The organism is Gottfriedia acidiceleris, from assembly GCF_004138285.1.
In the GTDB taxonomy this organism is placed as follows: domain Bacteria; phylum Bacillota; class Bacilli; order Bacillales; family Bacillaceae_G; genus Gottfriedia; species Gottfriedia acidiceleris_A.
Window position 1 is genome coordinate 15,863 of sequence record NZ_SCFN01000007.1, and the last position, 16,364, is coordinate 32,226.

16 protein-coding genes, 2 pseudogenes and 1 riboswitch are annotated in these 16,364 nt (G+C 33.8%); of the genes and pseudogenes, 7 read left to right on the forward strand and 11 right to left on the reverse strand.

The genetic code is table 11. The features are described from left to right. Positions 1–173 precede the first annotated feature (173 nt). The 8 genes and pseudogenes from EP747_RS12010 to EP747_RS24520 form a co-directional block, all read right to left on the reverse strand. Positions 174–1,073 (reverse strand): DMT family transporter, encoded by a 900-nt coding sequence (locus EP747_RS12010; protein ID WP_129690250.1) that lies wholly within the window; start codon positions 1,071–1,073, stop codon positions 174–176. A gap of 425 nt (positions 1,074–1,498) precedes the next feature. Then, the gene (locus EP747_RS12015; RefSeq protein ID WP_205753829.1) at positions 1,499–2,143 is read right to left on the reverse strand and encodes a formylglycine-generating enzyme family protein; all 645 of its coding nucleotides are present in this window, start codon (positions 2,141–2,143) and stop codon (positions 1,499–1,501) included. 271 nt (positions 2,144–2,414) lie between these two features. Then, positions 2,415–2,720, reverse strand: coding sequence for a hypothetical protein (locus EP747_RS12020; RefSeq protein ID WP_129690254.1), 306 nt, complete (start codon positions 2,718–2,720; stop codon positions 2,415–2,417). A 246-nt stretch (positions 2,721–2,966) separates the two neighbouring features. Further along, positions 2,967–3,920, reverse strand: a complete 954-nt coding sequence (gene mmuM / locus EP747_RS12030; RefSeq protein WP_129690258.1) for a homocysteine S-methyltransferase — start codon at positions 3,918–3,920, stop codon at positions 2,967–2,969. Continuing rightward, positions 3,895–5,304 carry an S-methylmethionine permease gene (gene mmuP / locus EP747_RS12035; RefSeq protein ID WP_129690260.1) on the reverse strand — a complete coding sequence of 470 codons (1,410 nt, stop codon included), beginning with the start codon at positions 5,302–5,304 and terminating at the stop codon, positions 3,895–3,897. Before mmuP ends, mmuM begins: the two co-directional genes overlap by 26 nt. Positions 5,305–5,387: 83 nt before the next feature. Continuing rightward, positions 5,388–5,494: riboswitch (SAM riboswitch) on the reverse strand. A gap of 252 nt (positions 5,495–5,746) precedes the next feature. Then, a pseudogene (locus tag EP747_RS12040) lies at positions 5,747–6,460 on the reverse strand (NADP-dependent oxidoreductase); the annotation flags it as partial. 466 nt (positions 6,461–6,926) lie between these two features. Continuing rightward, positions 6,927–8,024: a spore germination protein gene (locus EP747_RS12045; protein ID WP_129690264.1), complete on the reverse strand. Its 1,098-nt coding sequence runs from the start codon at positions 8,022–8,024 to the stop codon at positions 6,927–6,929. A 138-nt stretch (positions 8,025–8,162) separates the two neighbouring features. Further along, entirely contained in the window at positions 8,163–8,462 is a 300-nt protein-coding gene (locus tag EP747_RS24520) for a hypothetical protein (RefSeq protein ID WP_205753826.1), read from the reverse strand. Positions 8,463–8,466: 4 nt separating this feature from the next. Between EP747_RS24520 and EP747_RS12050 the strand changes: the two genes are divergently transcribed. Then, entirely contained in the window at positions 8,467–9,582 is a 1,116-nt protein-coding gene (locus tag EP747_RS12050; RefSeq protein WP_205753827.1) for a site-specific integrase, read from the forward strand. 283 nt (positions 9,583–9,865) lie between these two features. Here EP747_RS12050 and EP747_RS24845 read toward each other — a convergent pair whose 3' ends face one another. The 3 genes from EP747_RS24845 to EP747_RS12060 form a co-directional block, all read right to left on the reverse strand. Continuing rightward, entirely contained in the window at positions 9,866–10,084 is a 219-nt protein-coding gene (locus tag EP747_RS24845) for an NUMOD1 domain-containing DNA-binding protein (protein WP_235832865.1), read from the reverse strand. After that, the gene (locus EP747_RS24850) at positions 10,066–10,323 is read right to left on the reverse strand and encodes a hypothetical protein (protein WP_235832867.1); all 258 of its coding nucleotides are present in this window, start codon (positions 10,321–10,323) and stop codon (positions 10,066–10,068) included. Before EP747_RS24850 ends, EP747_RS24845 begins: the two co-directional genes overlap by 19 nt. Positions 10,324–10,809: 486 nt before the next feature. Continuing rightward, complete coding sequence (locus tag EP747_RS12060; protein ID WP_129690268.1) at positions 10,810–11,304, reverse strand: DUF6998 domain-containing protein; 495 nt, start codon at positions 11,302–11,304, stop codon at positions 10,810–10,812. Between the two features lie 201 nt (positions 11,305–11,505). On the opposite strand from EP747_RS12060, the pseudogene EP747_RS24855 reads away from it, so the two are divergent. From EP747_RS24855 to EP747_RS12090, 6 genes and pseudogenes are all read left to right on the forward strand, one after another. Continuing rightward, a pseudogene (locus EP747_RS24855) lies at positions 11,506–11,796 on the forward strand (IS1595 family transposase); the annotation flags it as partial. A gap of 409 nt (positions 11,797–12,205) precedes the next feature. Then, positions 12,206–12,778 (forward strand): phosphoglycerate mutase family protein, encoded by a 573-nt coding sequence (locus EP747_RS12070; RefSeq protein WP_129690272.1) that lies wholly within the window; start codon positions 12,206–12,208, stop codon positions 12,776–12,778. 224 nt (positions 12,779–13,002) lie between these two features. Continuing rightward, on the forward strand, positions 13,003–13,716 hold the full coding sequence (locus tag EP747_RS12075) for a response regulator transcription factor (RefSeq protein ID WP_129690274.1): 714 nt from the start codon (positions 13,003–13,005) through the stop codon (positions 13,714–13,716). A 1-nt stretch (position 13,717) separates the two neighbouring features. Next, positions 13,718–14,653: a sensor histidine kinase gene (locus EP747_RS12080; protein ID WP_129690276.1), complete on the forward strand. Its 936-nt coding sequence runs from the start codon at positions 13,718–13,720 to the stop codon at positions 14,651–14,653. 97 nt (positions 14,654–14,750) lie between these two features. After that, the gene (locus EP747_RS12085; protein WP_129690278.1) at positions 14,751–15,674 is read left to right on the forward strand and encodes an ABC transporter ATP-binding protein; all 924 of its coding nucleotides are present in this window, start codon (positions 14,751–14,753) and stop codon (positions 15,672–15,674) included. After that, positions 15,667–16,356 (forward strand): ABC transporter permease, encoded by a 690-nt coding sequence (locus EP747_RS12090; protein ID WP_129690280.1) that lies wholly within the window; start codon positions 15,667–15,669, stop codon positions 16,354–16,356. The genes EP747_RS12085 and EP747_RS12090 overlap by 8 nt, the downstream gene beginning before the upstream one ends. The last annotated feature ends 8 nt before the right edge of the window (positions 16,357–16,364 follow it).

Consider the following 16,364-nt stretch of genomic DNA (forward strand, 5'->3'; position numbering starts at 1 on the left):
GATAAAGAGTTTCCCTAAAAAATAGATGATATTGGTAAAAAAGAAAAATGCAACTGTACTTTATTATATAAAAATTATTATGTATTGTATTAGTTATTCGCCTTTCTTGTTGGAAGTCTTTTCCACCGTTATATAACTAAAGCAATACATTAGTTACACAAGAAAAGCCTTAGTTAACCCTGTATAGGCAATTTCATATTCTGATTTCTCGTTCCAAAACCTAATGCAATCGCGGCGCCAATACAGCAAAAAAAGCAACCAGCAATCAAATACACTGATGGATCAGACTCACCGATTAAAACAGAGGCCACTCCACCAATTGCGGGGAAAAGGGCAACCATATAGCCACTTTGAGCTCCTCCAATTTTTTCTACTAGCTTCAAATAGAATAACCATGCAGCAAAAGAAGCAACCAGCGTTAAATATAGCAACGCAGATAAGTACGTAAAAGAAGTTGAAATAATAATTTCTTTCCCTTGAAACAATATTATTGCTCCCATCAATAAACTGCCCACTGTAAATCCAATTGCATTTGCATAAATGGGATCAACCTTGCGATTTGCATTTCTTGCCGAGCAGGCGTCACCAATCGCTGTTAGGAGAGTACCTAGGAAAGCGAAAATAATTCCTTTTATGTCATGGAACCCTTGAAAATTTTCCAGTGAAGGATAAATTAGAATACACACTCCCACTACACCAAGAATACCTCCAATTAGAACTCGCGAATGTAATTTTTCTTTTAAAAAAATCCGGAGAGCAATCGGAGTTAAAATCACTTTTAAAGAAAATACCAGTGTTACGATTGCTGCAGAACTCAAAATTGTAGCGTAATAAAGACACAGATAGCTTAATGCAAAGTTACATATACCAAATGCCATTACAAAGGGGAGATCCTTTCTTGTTGGTCTCCCCTTTGGGCGAATGAACAAAACAAGAACTAAAAATAAAAAGGCTGTCATAACTAGTCGAAAAGTTAAGGATAATTCCAAGCTTATTGGAGTTCCTTGAATTTTTACAGCAATAAAATTAAGTCCCCATACAATCAAGCAAAACATATACATAAATTTTATCATTAATATTACCTCTTCCTACTGTTCCTCCAGTAATTGTAACAAATCAAACTAAAGTAGTTCAAAAGATTCTCGATTCATTTCTTTCAATAATTTGCTTTTTAGTCCAATTAAAAAGCGACCTTCTATTGAAGTATCGCATTGCATTAGTTGAACAAGAACTCACATTTCCGTTAATTTATTTGCCTTCGTGCCAAGCTTTTAAGACATAATACAAAAAAAATCTACTATTATAGAGTTGACATTCACAGAATTAGAAAATCTAATTTTTAAATTCTAGGTTGGTAGTCTTAATTTAAGTCTGTCTAAAAAATGAAAAATCCCTAAATTAAAACCTTTTTGGTTTGGTGGTTTGACAGTTTCGTTCATATCAGTTGCATAAGAACGTTTAAGCATTGACTAATAACTGTACCCATCCTTTCAGGAAATTAAAAAGACCGTGCAAGACGGAATCCAAGGTCGTCTATGCAAAATGACGGATGGCTACGACGACGACATGAAGCGCCACAACCTCTTGCTACCTCTGCCCAGCTACCACCTCGAAAAATTCGATATGACCCATAGACCTGTTCATCATATAAATCCCAACACCACTCCCAAACATTTCCTAACATATCATACAGACCCCATGCATTCGCTTCCTTTCTTCCTACTTCATGTATTTTATCTCCAGAATTTTCATTATACCAGGCAATTTTATCAAGTTCACCGTATCTATAACCCGTCGTCCCTGCTTTACACGCATATTGCCACTCTGCTTCTGTAGGAAGTCTATAGCCATCTGATTCCCAATCACAAAATATGTTTTCACCATCATTACTTATTGAATAACACTCTTTCAGTCCTGCTTTCTGTGAAAGTAGATTACAAAAAGAAATTGCATCATTCCAAGAAATATTCACAACTGGTTTTAGATCTCTGACAAAAGTATTAAGTGATGTATTTGTTATAGTATTGTATAAACCCATAGTTACAGGATACTGGGCAAGAAGAAATGGTCTTATTTCAGTTTTCCATTTACTTTTTATTCTATCGTCTCTTAATTCTATATTTCCCCCTGGAATTTTTACCATTTGATAGTCAATGTAACTCTTAATTTCATTTGACACTCTGTCTTCCTCCTAATGATCATGATTTAATAAAAATCACCTCGTTAAGAACTATAAGATCAATTCAAAAATTACGTTGGTTTTTTGTAGATAAAAATCCGTTAGTAAAATAAAAAAGTCTGCAAATCAGCATATTCGTTATACAACAAACGCATACGTTAGTTCAAAAAGATATTTATTATCTATGTGTTATAAAGTTAATAATACTTACCAAGTTTGGGGCTCTAATCGTTTATTACGTCATGCACCAACATAAAGGATCAGTTCCACCACAATGAGGGCAACACCCTCCTGTATAAGTAATTCTAATTTGATCTGAATGAAGTACATAATAATCAGTAATAGGTTCAACGCCAGGGATCACTATCCCACCTGGAATCTCCGGTAATTTGACCTCCCGCACTGTCATGTCAGACCACTTGCCGATCCAGGAACAAATACTGCACTTTAATATCTCTTCCGAAAAGTTCGGAGCATTTTGGATGACAAAAATACATTCTCTACTATTTGTATTACAATTAGGACAATCGTGTACTTTCACGAATCTCCACCTCACATCAAATTTAAAACTTTTCAAGTACCTTCTTTTTATTATTCTTTTTAACAGTCAATTAGTCCTTTTTAATAAAATAGAGGATAATCAAATGATTACCCTCTAAATGTTGTAAAACTAACGCATGCGTTAGTTGAATAACTTTCAGCAATATGAACTATTTTTTGAATAACTAAATTAACCTCTTCGTTAACTTTAATTACGAATAAATAGTCCCCTTCACCTTCAATTGGTTCAATACTCGGAAGAACGCCACTTGTTCGATATCTCCTCAATGTGATAAGGTGTCGTTCTGCAGCATCCACCTATTAAACGTGCACCTGCTTGGTACCATTCTTCAGATTGAATATCCAACACTTTACATTGTTCATGACCATGCCATGTTTTTGTTTCTGGATTATAAGTTTCACCAGAGTTTGGATAAACAATAATCGGTTTTTTGGTGTTTGCCCTCAACTCTTGTATTGCACCAGTCACAACGGTTACTGGCGCACAATTGATGCCTATCGCTACAATTTGTTCACTTTTCTCAAAAACTCGTGCACACTCTACGAGTTTCATACCTTCACTAATCTCTTTCTCATTTTTTAACGAAAAGGAAAGCCACGCATATGTTTCTGGATACTCACGTAATAATGTATCTAATACTCTTGCTTCTTGCAAGGAAGGGATCGTTTCAAATGCCAATAGATCTGCACCTGCTTCAATTAACGCTGACATTCTCGAACGGTGAAAGTCTGCTAATGTTTTATCTGTCACACCATAGTTGCCTACATACTCTGAACCATCTGCAAGGTAAGCCCCGTACGGCCCAACCGATGCAACAACCAATGGTTTAGGCCTATTCGTTTGCTTATTTTCCTTCCAAAAATCATCTCTTGCCCTTCTTGCAAGTAACACCGTTTTCTTAATTAATTCCAAAGCTTCCTGTTCTTGTATTCCACGCGCGGAAAAACCACTAATAGTAGCTTGATAGCTTGCTGTTATGGCACAGTCCGCACCAGCACGAAAATAGTCCGAATGAACCTGATAAATAAGTTCCGGATTTTCTAGTAACACACGTGCCGACCAAAGGGGATCGTCCAAATTACATCCATGCGCCTCCAATTCTGTAGCTAATGCTCCGTCAAGAAGCATAATGGAATGTTGGGATAAAATAGCATCAATTGGATTGACTTTGTTCGACATAATCTACGCCCCTCTTTTTTAAATTTTTTGTTAGATAATAACTTCCATAGCAAAACAAAATAAACGGTATGCCGCAATATAAGGCAATTCTCTGTGTTGGATCGAATGCAATTCCAATACACGATGCCAGACAAAGGATAAAAGAAGCAATTGGTACTAATGGATACAGTGGTGTGCGATAAATCAAGTCCTTTTCAGAATTTCCTTCTTTCAAAAATTGTCTGCGAAATAGGAACTGGGAAGCACTAATACTCATCCAAACTACAACTACTGCTAGACCGGAAATGGAAACAAGTACGATATAGACAGTATCTGGTGCCACAATACTTGAGAGCAAAGCCAAAGCTCCACCCACCATGCTGAAAATGACGGCGTTGATTGGAACACCTTGCTTCGTCATTTTTCCAAAAATCGGAGATATCGTATTCTTATTAGCAAGCGACCAAAGCATTCTAGAAGAGGCATAAAGGCCTGAATTTGCCGCAGATAAAATAGCTGTTAAGATAACGAAATTCATTATGTCAGCTGAATATGGCACCCCAATTCGTTCTAGAACTGCAACAAAAGGGCTCTCTAATACACCAGCATCGGAAATAGGCAATAACGCAGATAAAACAAAAATCGTTCCTACAAAAAAGATGATCAATCTCCACAGAGTAGTTCGAATGGCCTTCGGTATCATTTTTTCCGGGTTCGCGGTTTCTCCAGCTGCAATGCCTATTAATTCTGTTCCCGAAAAAGCAAAATTAACCGCAAGCATGGTCATTATAATGCCCGTAGCACCATGAGGAAATAAACCTCCACTTGTAAAATTAGAAAATAATGGTGCTACTTTTGAATTACTCATCGGAAGAAACCCTAGCATTGCCGCTGCTCCTAAAACAATAAAAATCACAATAGCTATAACCTTTATCGATGAAAACCAAAATTCGGATTCGGCGAAAAATTTAACAGTCATGACATTTAATACAAAGATCAAAATGGCAAAAATAGCACTCCATATCCAAACATTAATCGATGGAAACCATCGCTTCATAAGTAATCCTGCGGCTGTAAATTCAGAACCTAAAGCAACAGTCCAAGTTAACCAATACAACCAGGCTACTGTATACCCTGTACCCGGTCCAATGTATTTAACTGCATAACTGTGAAATGAGCCCGTTTCAGGCATATGTACGGAAAGCTCTCCTAAACATAGCATAACTAGATAAACCACTAGCGCACCAATCAGATAGGATAGTATTGTTCCAAACGGGCCAGCTTGTTGAATAGTGTAGCCCGAGCTTAAGAATAAGCCAGTTCCAATCACCCCACCAAGTGATAGCATGACTAAATGACGTGCTTGCATGTTCCTTTGAAATTCTTGCCCATTTTTGTTCCCCATTTCTACTCTCCTTTAGTTACTATCCAGAAAAAACAAAAACGCACTCTAAAAAAGAGTGCGCTACTGACAAATAAAAACGGAAGCTCTCATCTATCAGGTTATCACCCGCTGGAATTAGCACAGTGTCTACTTAAGCAGACCTGTTGCTGAGGCTTCAAAGGGCCAGTCCCTCCACCTCTCTGGATAAGAAATATTTTTTTATAACCATATCAATCCATTCGATAATTGTCAAGATAATTCGGTTTTTTTAAAAAATTATCAATTATTGACTTACTATTTTATCATTTCTTATGCAACTAAACTGCCAAATACCTAAATAAAAAACCAGCCAATGGCTGCTCTTGATCTTCAACTATCGCATGCGTTAGTTCTATAAGCAACCTCGATAAGTTAAAAAAACAAACACTTTCTACCTAAGGAAAGGTTTGTTAGATAAGACTAATTATTTTAATTTAAGTACTATTTTTCCTTTTGCTCTTCCCGCCTCTGCATACTCCAATGCTTTTTGGGCATCTTCGAAAATAAAAACTTTATCAAGTGTAGGCTTAATCACTTCTGACTCTAACATTTTTGTTAAAATTTTCAACTGCTCTCCACTATGCTTCATAAAAAGAAACGTGTATTGGACATTATGTTTTTTTTCTAGCTTCGTAAGTTTATAACTTGCAATTGAAAATAAGGTTTTTTTCAATGAGCTAAATCCATTTTCTTTAGCAAAGCGACCATTAGGGATTCCAGATATAGAAACAATCTTTCCTCCTTTTTTTAATGTTACAAATGATCTCTCTAACGTCGCCCCCCCAATGGTATCAAGAACTGCGTTGTAGTCACGAATCGAATGTTCGAATTTTTCTGTCTTGTAATTAATAACTTCGTCAGCGCCAAGAGATTTTACTAAATCACTACCATCACTAGCTGTAGTTGCGACAAAAGCACCCATATGTTTTGCAAGTTGGATAGCAAATGTTCCTACTCCCCCTGATCCTGCATGTATTAATATTTTATGTCCTTTTTCAATTCGCAGAATATCATGTAAAGCTTGGTAGGATGTCAATCCGACTAGAGGGATGGAGGCGGCTTCTTCAAAACTTAAATTTTTAGGTTTTAATGCAATATCTTCTTGGTTAACAGAGAGATAATCAGTAAAAGTTCCCATCATTAGTTGAACAAAATGATCGGCTATTTAGTCGATTTTTTTTAGATTCAATAGGTACATTATTTTTGTATTTATTTTTTCTATTGATTTTAAACATTCGTTTTTTTACAAACAAAACAACTTTAGGTAGTGAAATAGTTTTTAGTATTGTGCCTGTGTTCTTTTTTTATATTTATTCAAGATTTGAGATGGTTGTAAAAAAATAAGATCTTATTGAACTAACGCATGCGTTAGCCAACCATGAATCCTCAGATTCACCACAGTAAATGGAAGGTTATATCTTACTTCCATAGTAGTTGAATAGCGGTCAAACGGACCAGGCATCTTCAGTGAATTTATTCCATTCCACTTTAAAACTTTTCGCCTTAAGTTTAATACAACAATTTCGTTGTTGTTCTAACACCTAATAAGAGACAGAAGCAAAAGAACTAACAGTAAGACTAAAAGAAACCATACTTTGTTATGATTATGCTTTATACATCCTCTTTTTCAATTTTAAGACAAGCAGAAGTAGTGGCGGTTGTATACCAAATAAAAAAAACGCAACATTGCCCATCGTATCCCCAAGTTTAAATAGGTCATTCGTATTTTTCGGGGTCATGGAAATGATATAAATAACCGAAAGTAAGCCAAACATAAATGGATGAATGTTTTTTTTAAAGAGTTGGGCAAGCCCCAAAGAAGCAGCATAATGACTAACGTTAAAGCAAGTAAACATTTGCATAATCCATATTACAAGCAACAAAGACTCAAACCGTTCAAATAGCAAACCAGGCATTTCAAAACCTCGCATGAGATCAATCGTTGGCCAAGTTTTGGTTACCACACCATCGACGGATAGTGCACCGATGACCATTACGATAGTTATCACGTAAAAGATCAGTGGGATGAAAATTCCAACTAAAACAGCTTTTACTGCTTGGTTTGGCTGTTTCATAAACGCCATTATAATCAACAGGCTTTCAAAACCTATATATGAGAGAGCCGTTGTTTTGATTCCTTTTAGTACGGGTATGATCCCCAACCCCAGTACCGGGCGCAGATTATCCACTTCAAATATTTTAAAACTCATAAAAGTAATCACCAAAAAAACGCCGACCGTAATGGGGAAAATAATTTCAAACAGACGGGCAATCGGATTTATGCCACCCATAATTAAATAGAGACCTGTCCACATAAATGGCATCGCGATGGCCCAAGATGGGGTACCTTTCAACAAAAATAAACTTGTTACTTCTACTAATGCACGGATATGAAATCCACCCATCATTACAAAATAACATACAAGGATTAGACTTAGTAACTTACCCATCCATTTCCCTACAATTTCTTGGCTGTATTGATAAAAGGTTTTTCCTGGAAACCGTTGTCCTAATTTGACCATAATAACTCCTGCCACCATCGCAATCAGCCCGCCTAAAATTACAGTTAACCAGGTATCTGGTGTTTTCACTTTCTCTGTAGCTGTTCGTGGCAAGGTCAGAATTCCCGTTCCAAGTATATAATTGATAATGATAACAACTACTTGAATTGTTGTAATACGGTCTTTGGGGCTAGTAATCATCGCAGGTCACCTCACTTCTCATTTTTCCACATTTCTTCTTATAAATGGTACAATTTTACATTTCCAAAAAAGAATAAAAATTATGCATATTGTATTCATGTGAAGTTTACATAATAGCAAGCCTTCCAAGAGCATTACTTATTTTATTTCCCGTCTTTTTTTGTATAAAAACTTGTATAAAATTAAAAAGAAATTCCCTTTTAGGAATTTGAATGTTTCAACTAATTTCTGAAAATACTCCTTCTTTACGCTTGTTGCAACTGGACAGTAATCCCTAATTTCAGAACCAGTAAACCGTTCTTCAATATGTATTTCATAATAATCTTCTAAATTAAAGTTCGGTTTCTTCATGTCTCTCATGTAATAATTATCATATTTATTTATAATTTTTTTTATATTGGGACCGACTACAGCCCCAGGAATGCGATGAGCCGACATCGAGGTGCCAAACCTCCCCGTCGATGTGGACTCTTGTTTTCGAATCGAAGCAGGTATAGATCCAAAAACAGGTAATCGTAAACAAATTTACCGTAGCGGATTTAAATCCAAACGCGAGGCCCAAGAAGAAATGACTAAGCTTAAAAATGAAATTGAAGAAGGAATTTTCATTGAACCTTCGAAAGATCTATTTAAAGACTTCATTACAAGTTGGGTCAATTCAACATACAAAAGTGAAGTTCAAATAACTAGTTTTGAAAAGGCTCAAACAATAATTCTTGTCCATATAATTCCTTATTTTCAATCAACACCTTTAGCTAAAATCACAACATACGACATTGATCAGTTTTATGCTTCAAAATTAAATGAAGGTTTATCCAACGCATATGTAAAAATAATGCATAACATTTTATCAAAAGCGTTTCAGAAGGCTTTGCAATGGGAATTGATAAAAACTAATCCGGTAAAGGAAGCTACACCTCCAAGAATTTCAAAGACTAGAAAACAAACTTGGACAGTTGATGAAGCAAAATTTTTTTTAGAGGTGTGCGAACGAGAAAATTATTTAATCCCATTTCAATTAGCTATTTTTACTGGAATGCGTCGAGGTGAAATTTTAGCTCTTAGATGGCGTAACGTTGATCTAGTAAAAGGCGTCATTTATGTTGAAGAAAACTTAGTACGATCGAAAAATAAAGGACTTCTTGCAAAAGAGTTAAAAACCGATCATTCGCTTCGAGAAATCTTTATTTCAGAAAGCGTCATTAATTCATTACAAAAGCATAAGACCACTCAGGATCAGATGAAGTTAAAAATAAAGAACTTTAAAGATCTCGATTTAGTAGTTTGTGCAATGAACGGAAATTACTTAGAGCCTAGAAATTTAATTCGTAAATTTAAACAGCTTATCAAAAAAGCGAATTTGCCTGTCATTCCATTTCATAATTTGCGCCACACTCATGCGACAATATTAATGAGAATGGGCGAGAACCCGAAGATCGTTAGCGAGAGATTGGGCCATTCAAGAGTTGAAACAACACTTGGTATTTATTCACATTCAAATGAAGAAATGCAGAAGAATACAGCTGATCGTTTTGATGAAAAATTTGGTTCAAATTAATATGTTCGTGAAGTTTCTGTGCAGTCTTTGTGCAATGCATATTATTCATTACAAAAAATGGAAGTAACTGAAAATAAAGAAAAAGCCCAAACCCTTGATACACTTAGGTTTGAGCCTGCTTATTTATATGATCCCAAACGGGTTCGAACCGTTGACCTCTACCCTGTCAAGGATTCGTTAACTCAATTGAGATTTTGTGATTGATTAAACGTTGGCACAATCACGTTCCGTACATTCTATTGTGCCAATTATACCGCATTTGATCGAAACACTACAAGAGATTTTAACTATAATATTTAAAATAAAATCCAGTTGAATGTTGTTTCTCATTTTTCAAATAAAGTTGAATTGTATTCCTTGGAATGTTTAATATTCTGCTTGCTTCAGATACTGAAACAAATTGAATTGTTTCATTTTGCGCCAACGCAACTATTTTCTTCTGTTGTTTTTGGTATGCAAATTTCCTATTTTCCTCAGCAGTAACTACCACACAATTTTCCAATGAATATATGTTTCCACCTTAATATCTTTGTCGAGCTGATGTTCTTTTTCGTAAAGAAATTGTCCATTTTTTAATCGAGTATCTACATCATAAACAAAATTATCAAAATCATGCCAACGCTCTGAAACTGTTGTACCTTTGGCTCCATAATATTTAAACTTGTTATTGTTTGATTTATAGCACCTATCTAACATGGCTTTCCATCTAAAGTACAATGGATGCTTTTTCTTATTTTTCATTTCGTCCTCCAAAATAGTATTTACTACTATTTTATTGACGATTTTTATTTTGTAAGGAAGATTTCATATTATCCTATTTTTGAATATTAATATTCAAATAGCCCACCATTAGTAGTGGTTAACCAACAACTCTTCGCTACTCATTATGCAAGTAACCAAGTTATACATATTTAATGTTTATATTCGGATCATCAAATAAATATTTTGTATATATTCTGCCCACCAATGAATGCATATAAAATAGATATGATTGATATAGGATTTATGCATCTTATGGAATTGCACAAGTTAAATATGTACAAAATAGATATGGTGTATATACAAAAAATGCCAGCCAACGAATCGAATTAACGGAACGCTGGCTGACTGTCATAGCAACAATATTTAACTTTCGGAGTTAATACTATTATATTGAATTGATTAAGATTGTAAGGAAATTCTTGGTAAAATTTTAATTTTATTTAATAATGAAAGCATAACTGAAGATTAAAACACTAGTTTTGCATCTTTCTCGAAATGTTTAGATAGGCTTAAATTCCATGTTCTCTTCGAACTATTCCACTTTTTATGATGTAAAAAGTTTTTCCAATTAATTTCATAAATTGCTTTAACTGAATAATCCGAATTAAGTTGTACAATTATGACATACTCAAATTGCTGTTCTTCAGGTATATCTGTATTAATATCATTTAATCCATTAAATACACCTGTTGATTTATTTCTCGTTGCCTTTATGCTATATCGATCTCCATTTATACTAATTGCATCAAAATGCTTTGTACCTATTGGAACAGATTTTAAATTGGGAAGTTCAGGATTTTCATTATAATATTTAAGTGCGTAATATTCACCTATTTCCCCAACGACATTATTATTTCTAATAATTTTTCTTTCTTTTAATTCATCCAACCAGTAATTATAAACCTGTACAATTTCCGTATCATTCATTACACTAAATAATTTTTTAATCTCTTCTTTCATCATTCATCCACCTCTCAAATATGATAATTTTAGTATTCCCAAATCTAAGAAATAAATACCAGAATAATAGAAAAAAAGAATAATAGAAAAAATCTTTATATAAAAACTAAATTTTATTATAAAAAAGAAATCTACAAATTCGAAATCAGTAGCTATAAAATGAGAAAAAATAAACCGTTTCAAAGGTGGCTTTTTTGTGGAATCGTGAAACCGAAAGTCGTAGAATCAATTAGACATTTATTTCAGCAAGATAGTATCCTTTTTGCAGATACATGGCGAGCTTACATGACCTATCAAAAAAAAAAGTTTGATCTTTATAAAATCCATTCAAAAACGACTGGACATGTCATTAAAGGCCTTTATCATATCCAAAATGTAAATGGATATCACATGGTTCCATTTTCTTGAAATGATGGGGTACGATGTCACTACATCTAATATTAAGAGGTATATGCCCTTACAGGCCTTTGCAAACATCATTTAACAAATTAAGGTATTCGCCAATCTACGTTAACCACTGACCAGAAATTTTTACTTTCTTATTCAATTAACTGGCAGTTTAGTTGAACAAGAAGTTTTAAAGAATAACTAAATTCATTCCAAAATATGGTAAAATTAATCAGTCAGTAATTAATTTTTAGGAGTTTATTAACTATGAAAAATAAATAAACCGTACTATTTTTACTTTTGTTTATTGCCTCAATTATGGGTGGCTTAGCACTTAAAAATGTTCTTAAGCTCTCGATGATATTTGGTGTGGGACTAGGTCTTATATTTTTAGCTTGTTCTTTTTATTTTGTAGGAAAAAGTCAGAAGAAAATAAGTGCACGGTAAATTTATTCTTCAATTAAAGTAATGAGTTAGTTTAATAGGTATTAGAAAATAATTTTAGGAGTCTGCTATGAAAATTTCATTAATAAGACATGGTAAATCTCTGTGGACTGAAGATAAGCCAATAACAAGTAAAGAGTTTAAAAATTGGATACAAAAGTATGATGAGAATGGGGTCTCTGAAGAAAAGACTTATCCATCAGAAACTCTAAAAATAGTAGCTAATACGAAAGTAATCATTACGAGTGATTTGATAAGAACAATTAAATCAGCTGAGTTTTTGAATCCTTATGATATTTCATCTAAAGCAGATCCATTGTTTCGTGAAACGGAATTACCTACTCCTTTTACAAATTTGTTTGGATTGAGGCTAAAACCCAGTTTTTGGGCAGTAATTTTAAGATGTCTATGGTTTTGTGGTTATTCAAGTAACTGCGAGTCATTGAATGACGCAAAAATTAGAGCTGAAAAAGCATCAAGATTATTAATAAAATATGCCCAAGAACATACTGATATTGTATTGGTCGGACATGGATTTTTTAATATTTTGATTGCTAAAGAACTTAAAAAGACTGGTTGGAAAGCAAATAAAAAAACAAGTTCGAAACATTGGGATATAACCACATTTTCAGTCAATAGTTAAAAGATTTTACGTTTACTTCTTAAGCAACTAAAGCTAGTCACATATAAAATGTGTAATGTAGAATATCAAAAAATAAAAATTACTCTGGATTTCAAAAGTGGAGAAATTTACATGTGAAATATTGTATTCTACTACTACTCCTTAAGATATTTTTATCTTGGGAGTATTTTAGTGTATTAATATAGTTTTTATGAAAAACCAGAATAAAAGTTGAGGATGGGATTATGAACAATCGAATCTTAATTGTAGAAGATGATCACTACATTAGTGAAATGATAAAGGATACTTTGGTGAAACATGGATATGCAGTTTCCACCGTCTTTGATGGTGAAGAGGCATTACAGATAGTTGAAGTACAAAATTTTGACTTAATTTTACTTGATATTATGATTCCGAAAATTGATGGGATGGAATGCTTAAAGATTATTAGAACCAAAAGTATGATCCCAATTTTAATTATGTCTGCAAAAGGAGAAGACGTCGATAAAGCGTTAGGTCTAGGGTTCGGTGCAGATGATTACATTGCAAAGCCATTTTCAATGATTGAACTTGTCGCTAGGGTGAAAGCCATTCTTAGAAGAGAAAAACATTATTTGGACTTAACCAATCAAGTGGTAAATCCGACTTACCAAGAAGAAACTATTCAACTAGGTGATTTGATCATTGATATGAAAAACTATTCTGTAAAAAAATGTGGTCATGACGTAAAGCTTACGTTAAAAGAGTTTAATATCTTAAAACTATTTATTACAAGACCAAATCAAGTATTTACAAAAGCACAGGTTTACAGCCTTGTTTGGCAAGAAGAATACTATGGTGATGAAAATGTTATTAATGTACATATTCGACGTCTCAGAGAAAAAATAGAAGATAATCCTTCTAATCCTAAATATTTAAAGACTTTATGGGGTATTGGTTATAAATTGGGGGAATTTTAACATGATTTATCTTCTTGTATTATTTCTAACAGCTTCCTTAATTTTTAATATTTATTTAGTTCAACATCAAAGAGTGGCGAATCAAGAAATTTCCTATGTCGAAAAGAAGCTTCAATCCATCATTGAACAACAAACTGATGAAAATGTTCTACTTTACACAAGCAACTCTCAAATGAAATCTTTATTAATTCAAATCAATCGCCTCTTAGAACACAACCAGAAAACCGTGGCCAATTTTCATTCTGTTGAACGCTCAATGAGAAAAATGCTCTCGAATATCTCGCACGATTTAAAAACGCCACTTACTGTCATTCTAGGTTATATTGAAATCATTTTACACGATGAAACAATTAATCAAGAAAAAGAAAAATCCTTATTACAAACTGTTCATTTAAAAGCAGAAGAAGTTTTAGAGTTAATCAATCGCTTTTTTGATCTTGTTAAACTTGAATCCAATGATGTTCATCTTGAAATGTCCAAAATTGAATTAGGAGAGATTTGCAAAAAAACAATTCTGGATTATTATGAGATACTAACAAAAAAAGAATTTGACGTATCTATTAATATTCCGAATGAACAGAATTTTATTTGGGGAAATAAAGGAGCGGTTGAGCGGATTTTAAATAATTTAATTTCTAATGCTCTTCAATATGGTTCAGATGGAAAGGTAATTGGGTTACACCTAAGAAGTACAGAGGATAAGGTTTACATAGACGTCTTCGATCGGGGAAAGGGCATTCTGGAAGATGGTAAAGATCGAGTCTTTGAACGATTATACACAATGGAAGATTCAAGAAATAAACTCTATCAAGGTAGTGGATTAGGTTTAACTATAACGAAAAGATTAGTCGAACAACTGGGCGGAAAGATTTCATTAGTAAGCATCCCCAATCACAAGACCACTTTCACCATTGAATTGAAGCGTATGACGTATTAGTCGAAATTGTAATACTTAAGAATTTTGTAAGAAATGGTTAAGAGAAAAGAAAACATTCATCGATAGAATGAGATTAAAAGATGAAGGAGGGAAAAACATGACCTATATTATTCAAACAAATAATCTTACCAAAAATTATAAAGGTACCACGGTCGTTTCCAATGTGAATATGCATGTCAAAAAAGGCGAAATATATGGCTTCTTAGGTCCGAACGGTGCAGGAAAAACAACCGTTATGAAAATGATTATGAACTTAATCAAACCAACGAGTGGGGAAATTATTATTTCTGGCGAAACAGTAACCCCAAAATCTTATGAAATATTGAAGCGCATGGGGAGCATAATTGAATATCCCGTTTTTTATGACAAGTTAACAGCACGGGAAAACTTAGAGCTACACTCCGATTATATGGGTTACTACAACAAAAGTGCGATCGACACGGCTCTTGATATGGTACAACTAAAAAATTTTGAAGGAAAGGCTGTCAAAGATTTCTCTTTAGGGATGAAGCAGAGGCTTGGCTTAGCTAGAGCAATTATTACAAAGCCTGAAATCCTTATTTTAGATGAGCCAACAAATGGCTTAGACCCTGTAGGAATTAAGGAATTTCGAAATCTATTTCAAATGTTAAGTAAGGATTATGGAATGACACTATTAATCTCCAGTCATATTCTTGGAGAAATCGAACAAATTGCCGATACCATCGGAGTAATCAAGGACGGAACGTTAGTAGAGGAAGTATTAATGGAGACAATTCGTCTTCAAAATACAGAGTATATAGAGTTAAAAACGGATGATGTGAAAAAAGCGTCATACGTCATAAAAGAATCATTGTACATAACGAATTTTAAAATACTCGATGATGTTACCATTCGTATCTATGACATGAACACAACTCAAGGGAAGATATCTAAAACCCTTGTGTTAAATGGTGTATTAGTGGAGTCAATCAATAAAAAAGATAATACATTAGAAGATTATTTCTTAAAGATGATCAATGGGGGCGTGATCCATGCTTAAACTTATTAATCTTGAAATAAAAAAATTTAAATTATGGCACTACTGGAAAGGTGTTTCTATATGCAATATCGCATTTATTGCACTTCTCAGTATGATGTTTTTTATAGAGATAGATGGTGGAATACCTTTTGAAAGTTTCGATATGGCGGTCAGCATAATAGGTGCAATGGTACGGACAACATTTACAATTTTTGCATCAGTAATTATTGTGAAATTAATAATAGATGAATTTAGAAATAAATCAATAGATGTATTATTCACTTATCCCATTAAACGCAAAAAAATTATTTCCGCAAAGTTAACAATCGTTTTTGTTTTTACTTTTGTCAACGTTTTGTTTTCAACATTATTTCTAGAAGGCCTCGTTAATTTAGCGGACGTGAATTTTAATATTCTACCGGGAGCGATCGAATTAGAAGATATCTCAAGACATTTATTGACTGCTTTTATGAATGCTATTGCGACAGCAGGTATCAGTCTTATTCCTCTGTTCTTTGGCATGCATCGTAAATCGTCGCCTGCAACCATTGTATCTTCAATTCTTATCGCTACAATTTTGAATTCAACAAGTGAGGACTTTACCTTATTTTCAATTATAGCAGTTCCTTTATCACTAGGATTGTTCGGTTTGTATATCGGATACTATTCAATTCGAAACATAGAAAAGAAAGATTTAGTCTAAGTCATTGA

Bases quoted from the DNA above. Each gene is read 5' to 3' on its own strand.
- EP747_RS12060 (WP_129690268.1), bottom strand. From the start codon at position 11,304: ATGAAAGAAGAGATTAAAAAATTATTTAGTGTAATGAATGATACGGAA.
- EP747_RS12090 (WP_129690280.1), top strand. From the start codon at position 15,667: ATGCTTAAACTTATTAATCTTGAAATAAAAAAATTTAAATTATGGCAC.
- EP747_RS12010 (WP_129690250.1), bottom strand. From the start codon at position 1,073: ATGATAAAATTTATGTATATGTTTTGCTTGATTGTATGGGGACTTAAT.
- mmuP (WP_129690260.1), bottom strand. From the start codon at position 5,304: ATGGGGAACAAAAATGGGCAAGAATTTCAAAGGAACATGCAAGCACGT.
- EP747_RS12080 (WP_129690276.1), top strand. From the start codon at position 13,718: ATGATTTATCTTCTTGTATTATTTCTAACAGCTTCCTTAATTTTTAAT.
- EP747_RS24850 (WP_235832867.1), bottom strand. From the start codon at position 10,323: ATGAAAAATAAGAAAAAGCATCCATTGTACTTTAGATGGAAAGCCATG.
- EP747_RS12075 (WP_129690274.1), top strand. From the start codon at position 13,003: ATGAACAATCGAATCTTAATTGTAGAAGATGATCACTACATTAGTGAA.
- EP747_RS24520 (WP_205753826.1), bottom strand. From the start codon at position 8,462: ATGTCGGCTCATCGCATTCCTGGGGCTGTAGTCGGTCCCAATATAAAA.
- mmuM (WP_129690258.1), bottom strand. From the start codon at position 3,920: ATGTCGAACAAAGTCAATCCAATTGATGCTATTTTATCCCAACATTCC.
- EP747_RS12015 (WP_205753829.1), bottom strand. From the start codon at position 2,143: ATGGTAAAAATTCCAGGGGGAAATATAGAATTAAGAGACGATAGAATA.
- EP747_RS12070 (WP_129690272.1), top strand. From the start codon at position 12,206: ATGAAAATTTCATTAATAAGACATGGTAAATCTCTGTGGACTGAAGAT.
- EP747_RS12045 (WP_129690264.1), bottom strand. From the start codon at position 8,024: ATGATTACTAGCCCCAAAGACCGTATTACAACAATTCAAGTAGTTGTT.
- EP747_RS12085 (WP_129690278.1), top strand. From the start codon at position 14,751: ATGACCTATATTATTCAAACAAATAATCTTACCAAAAATTATAAAGGT.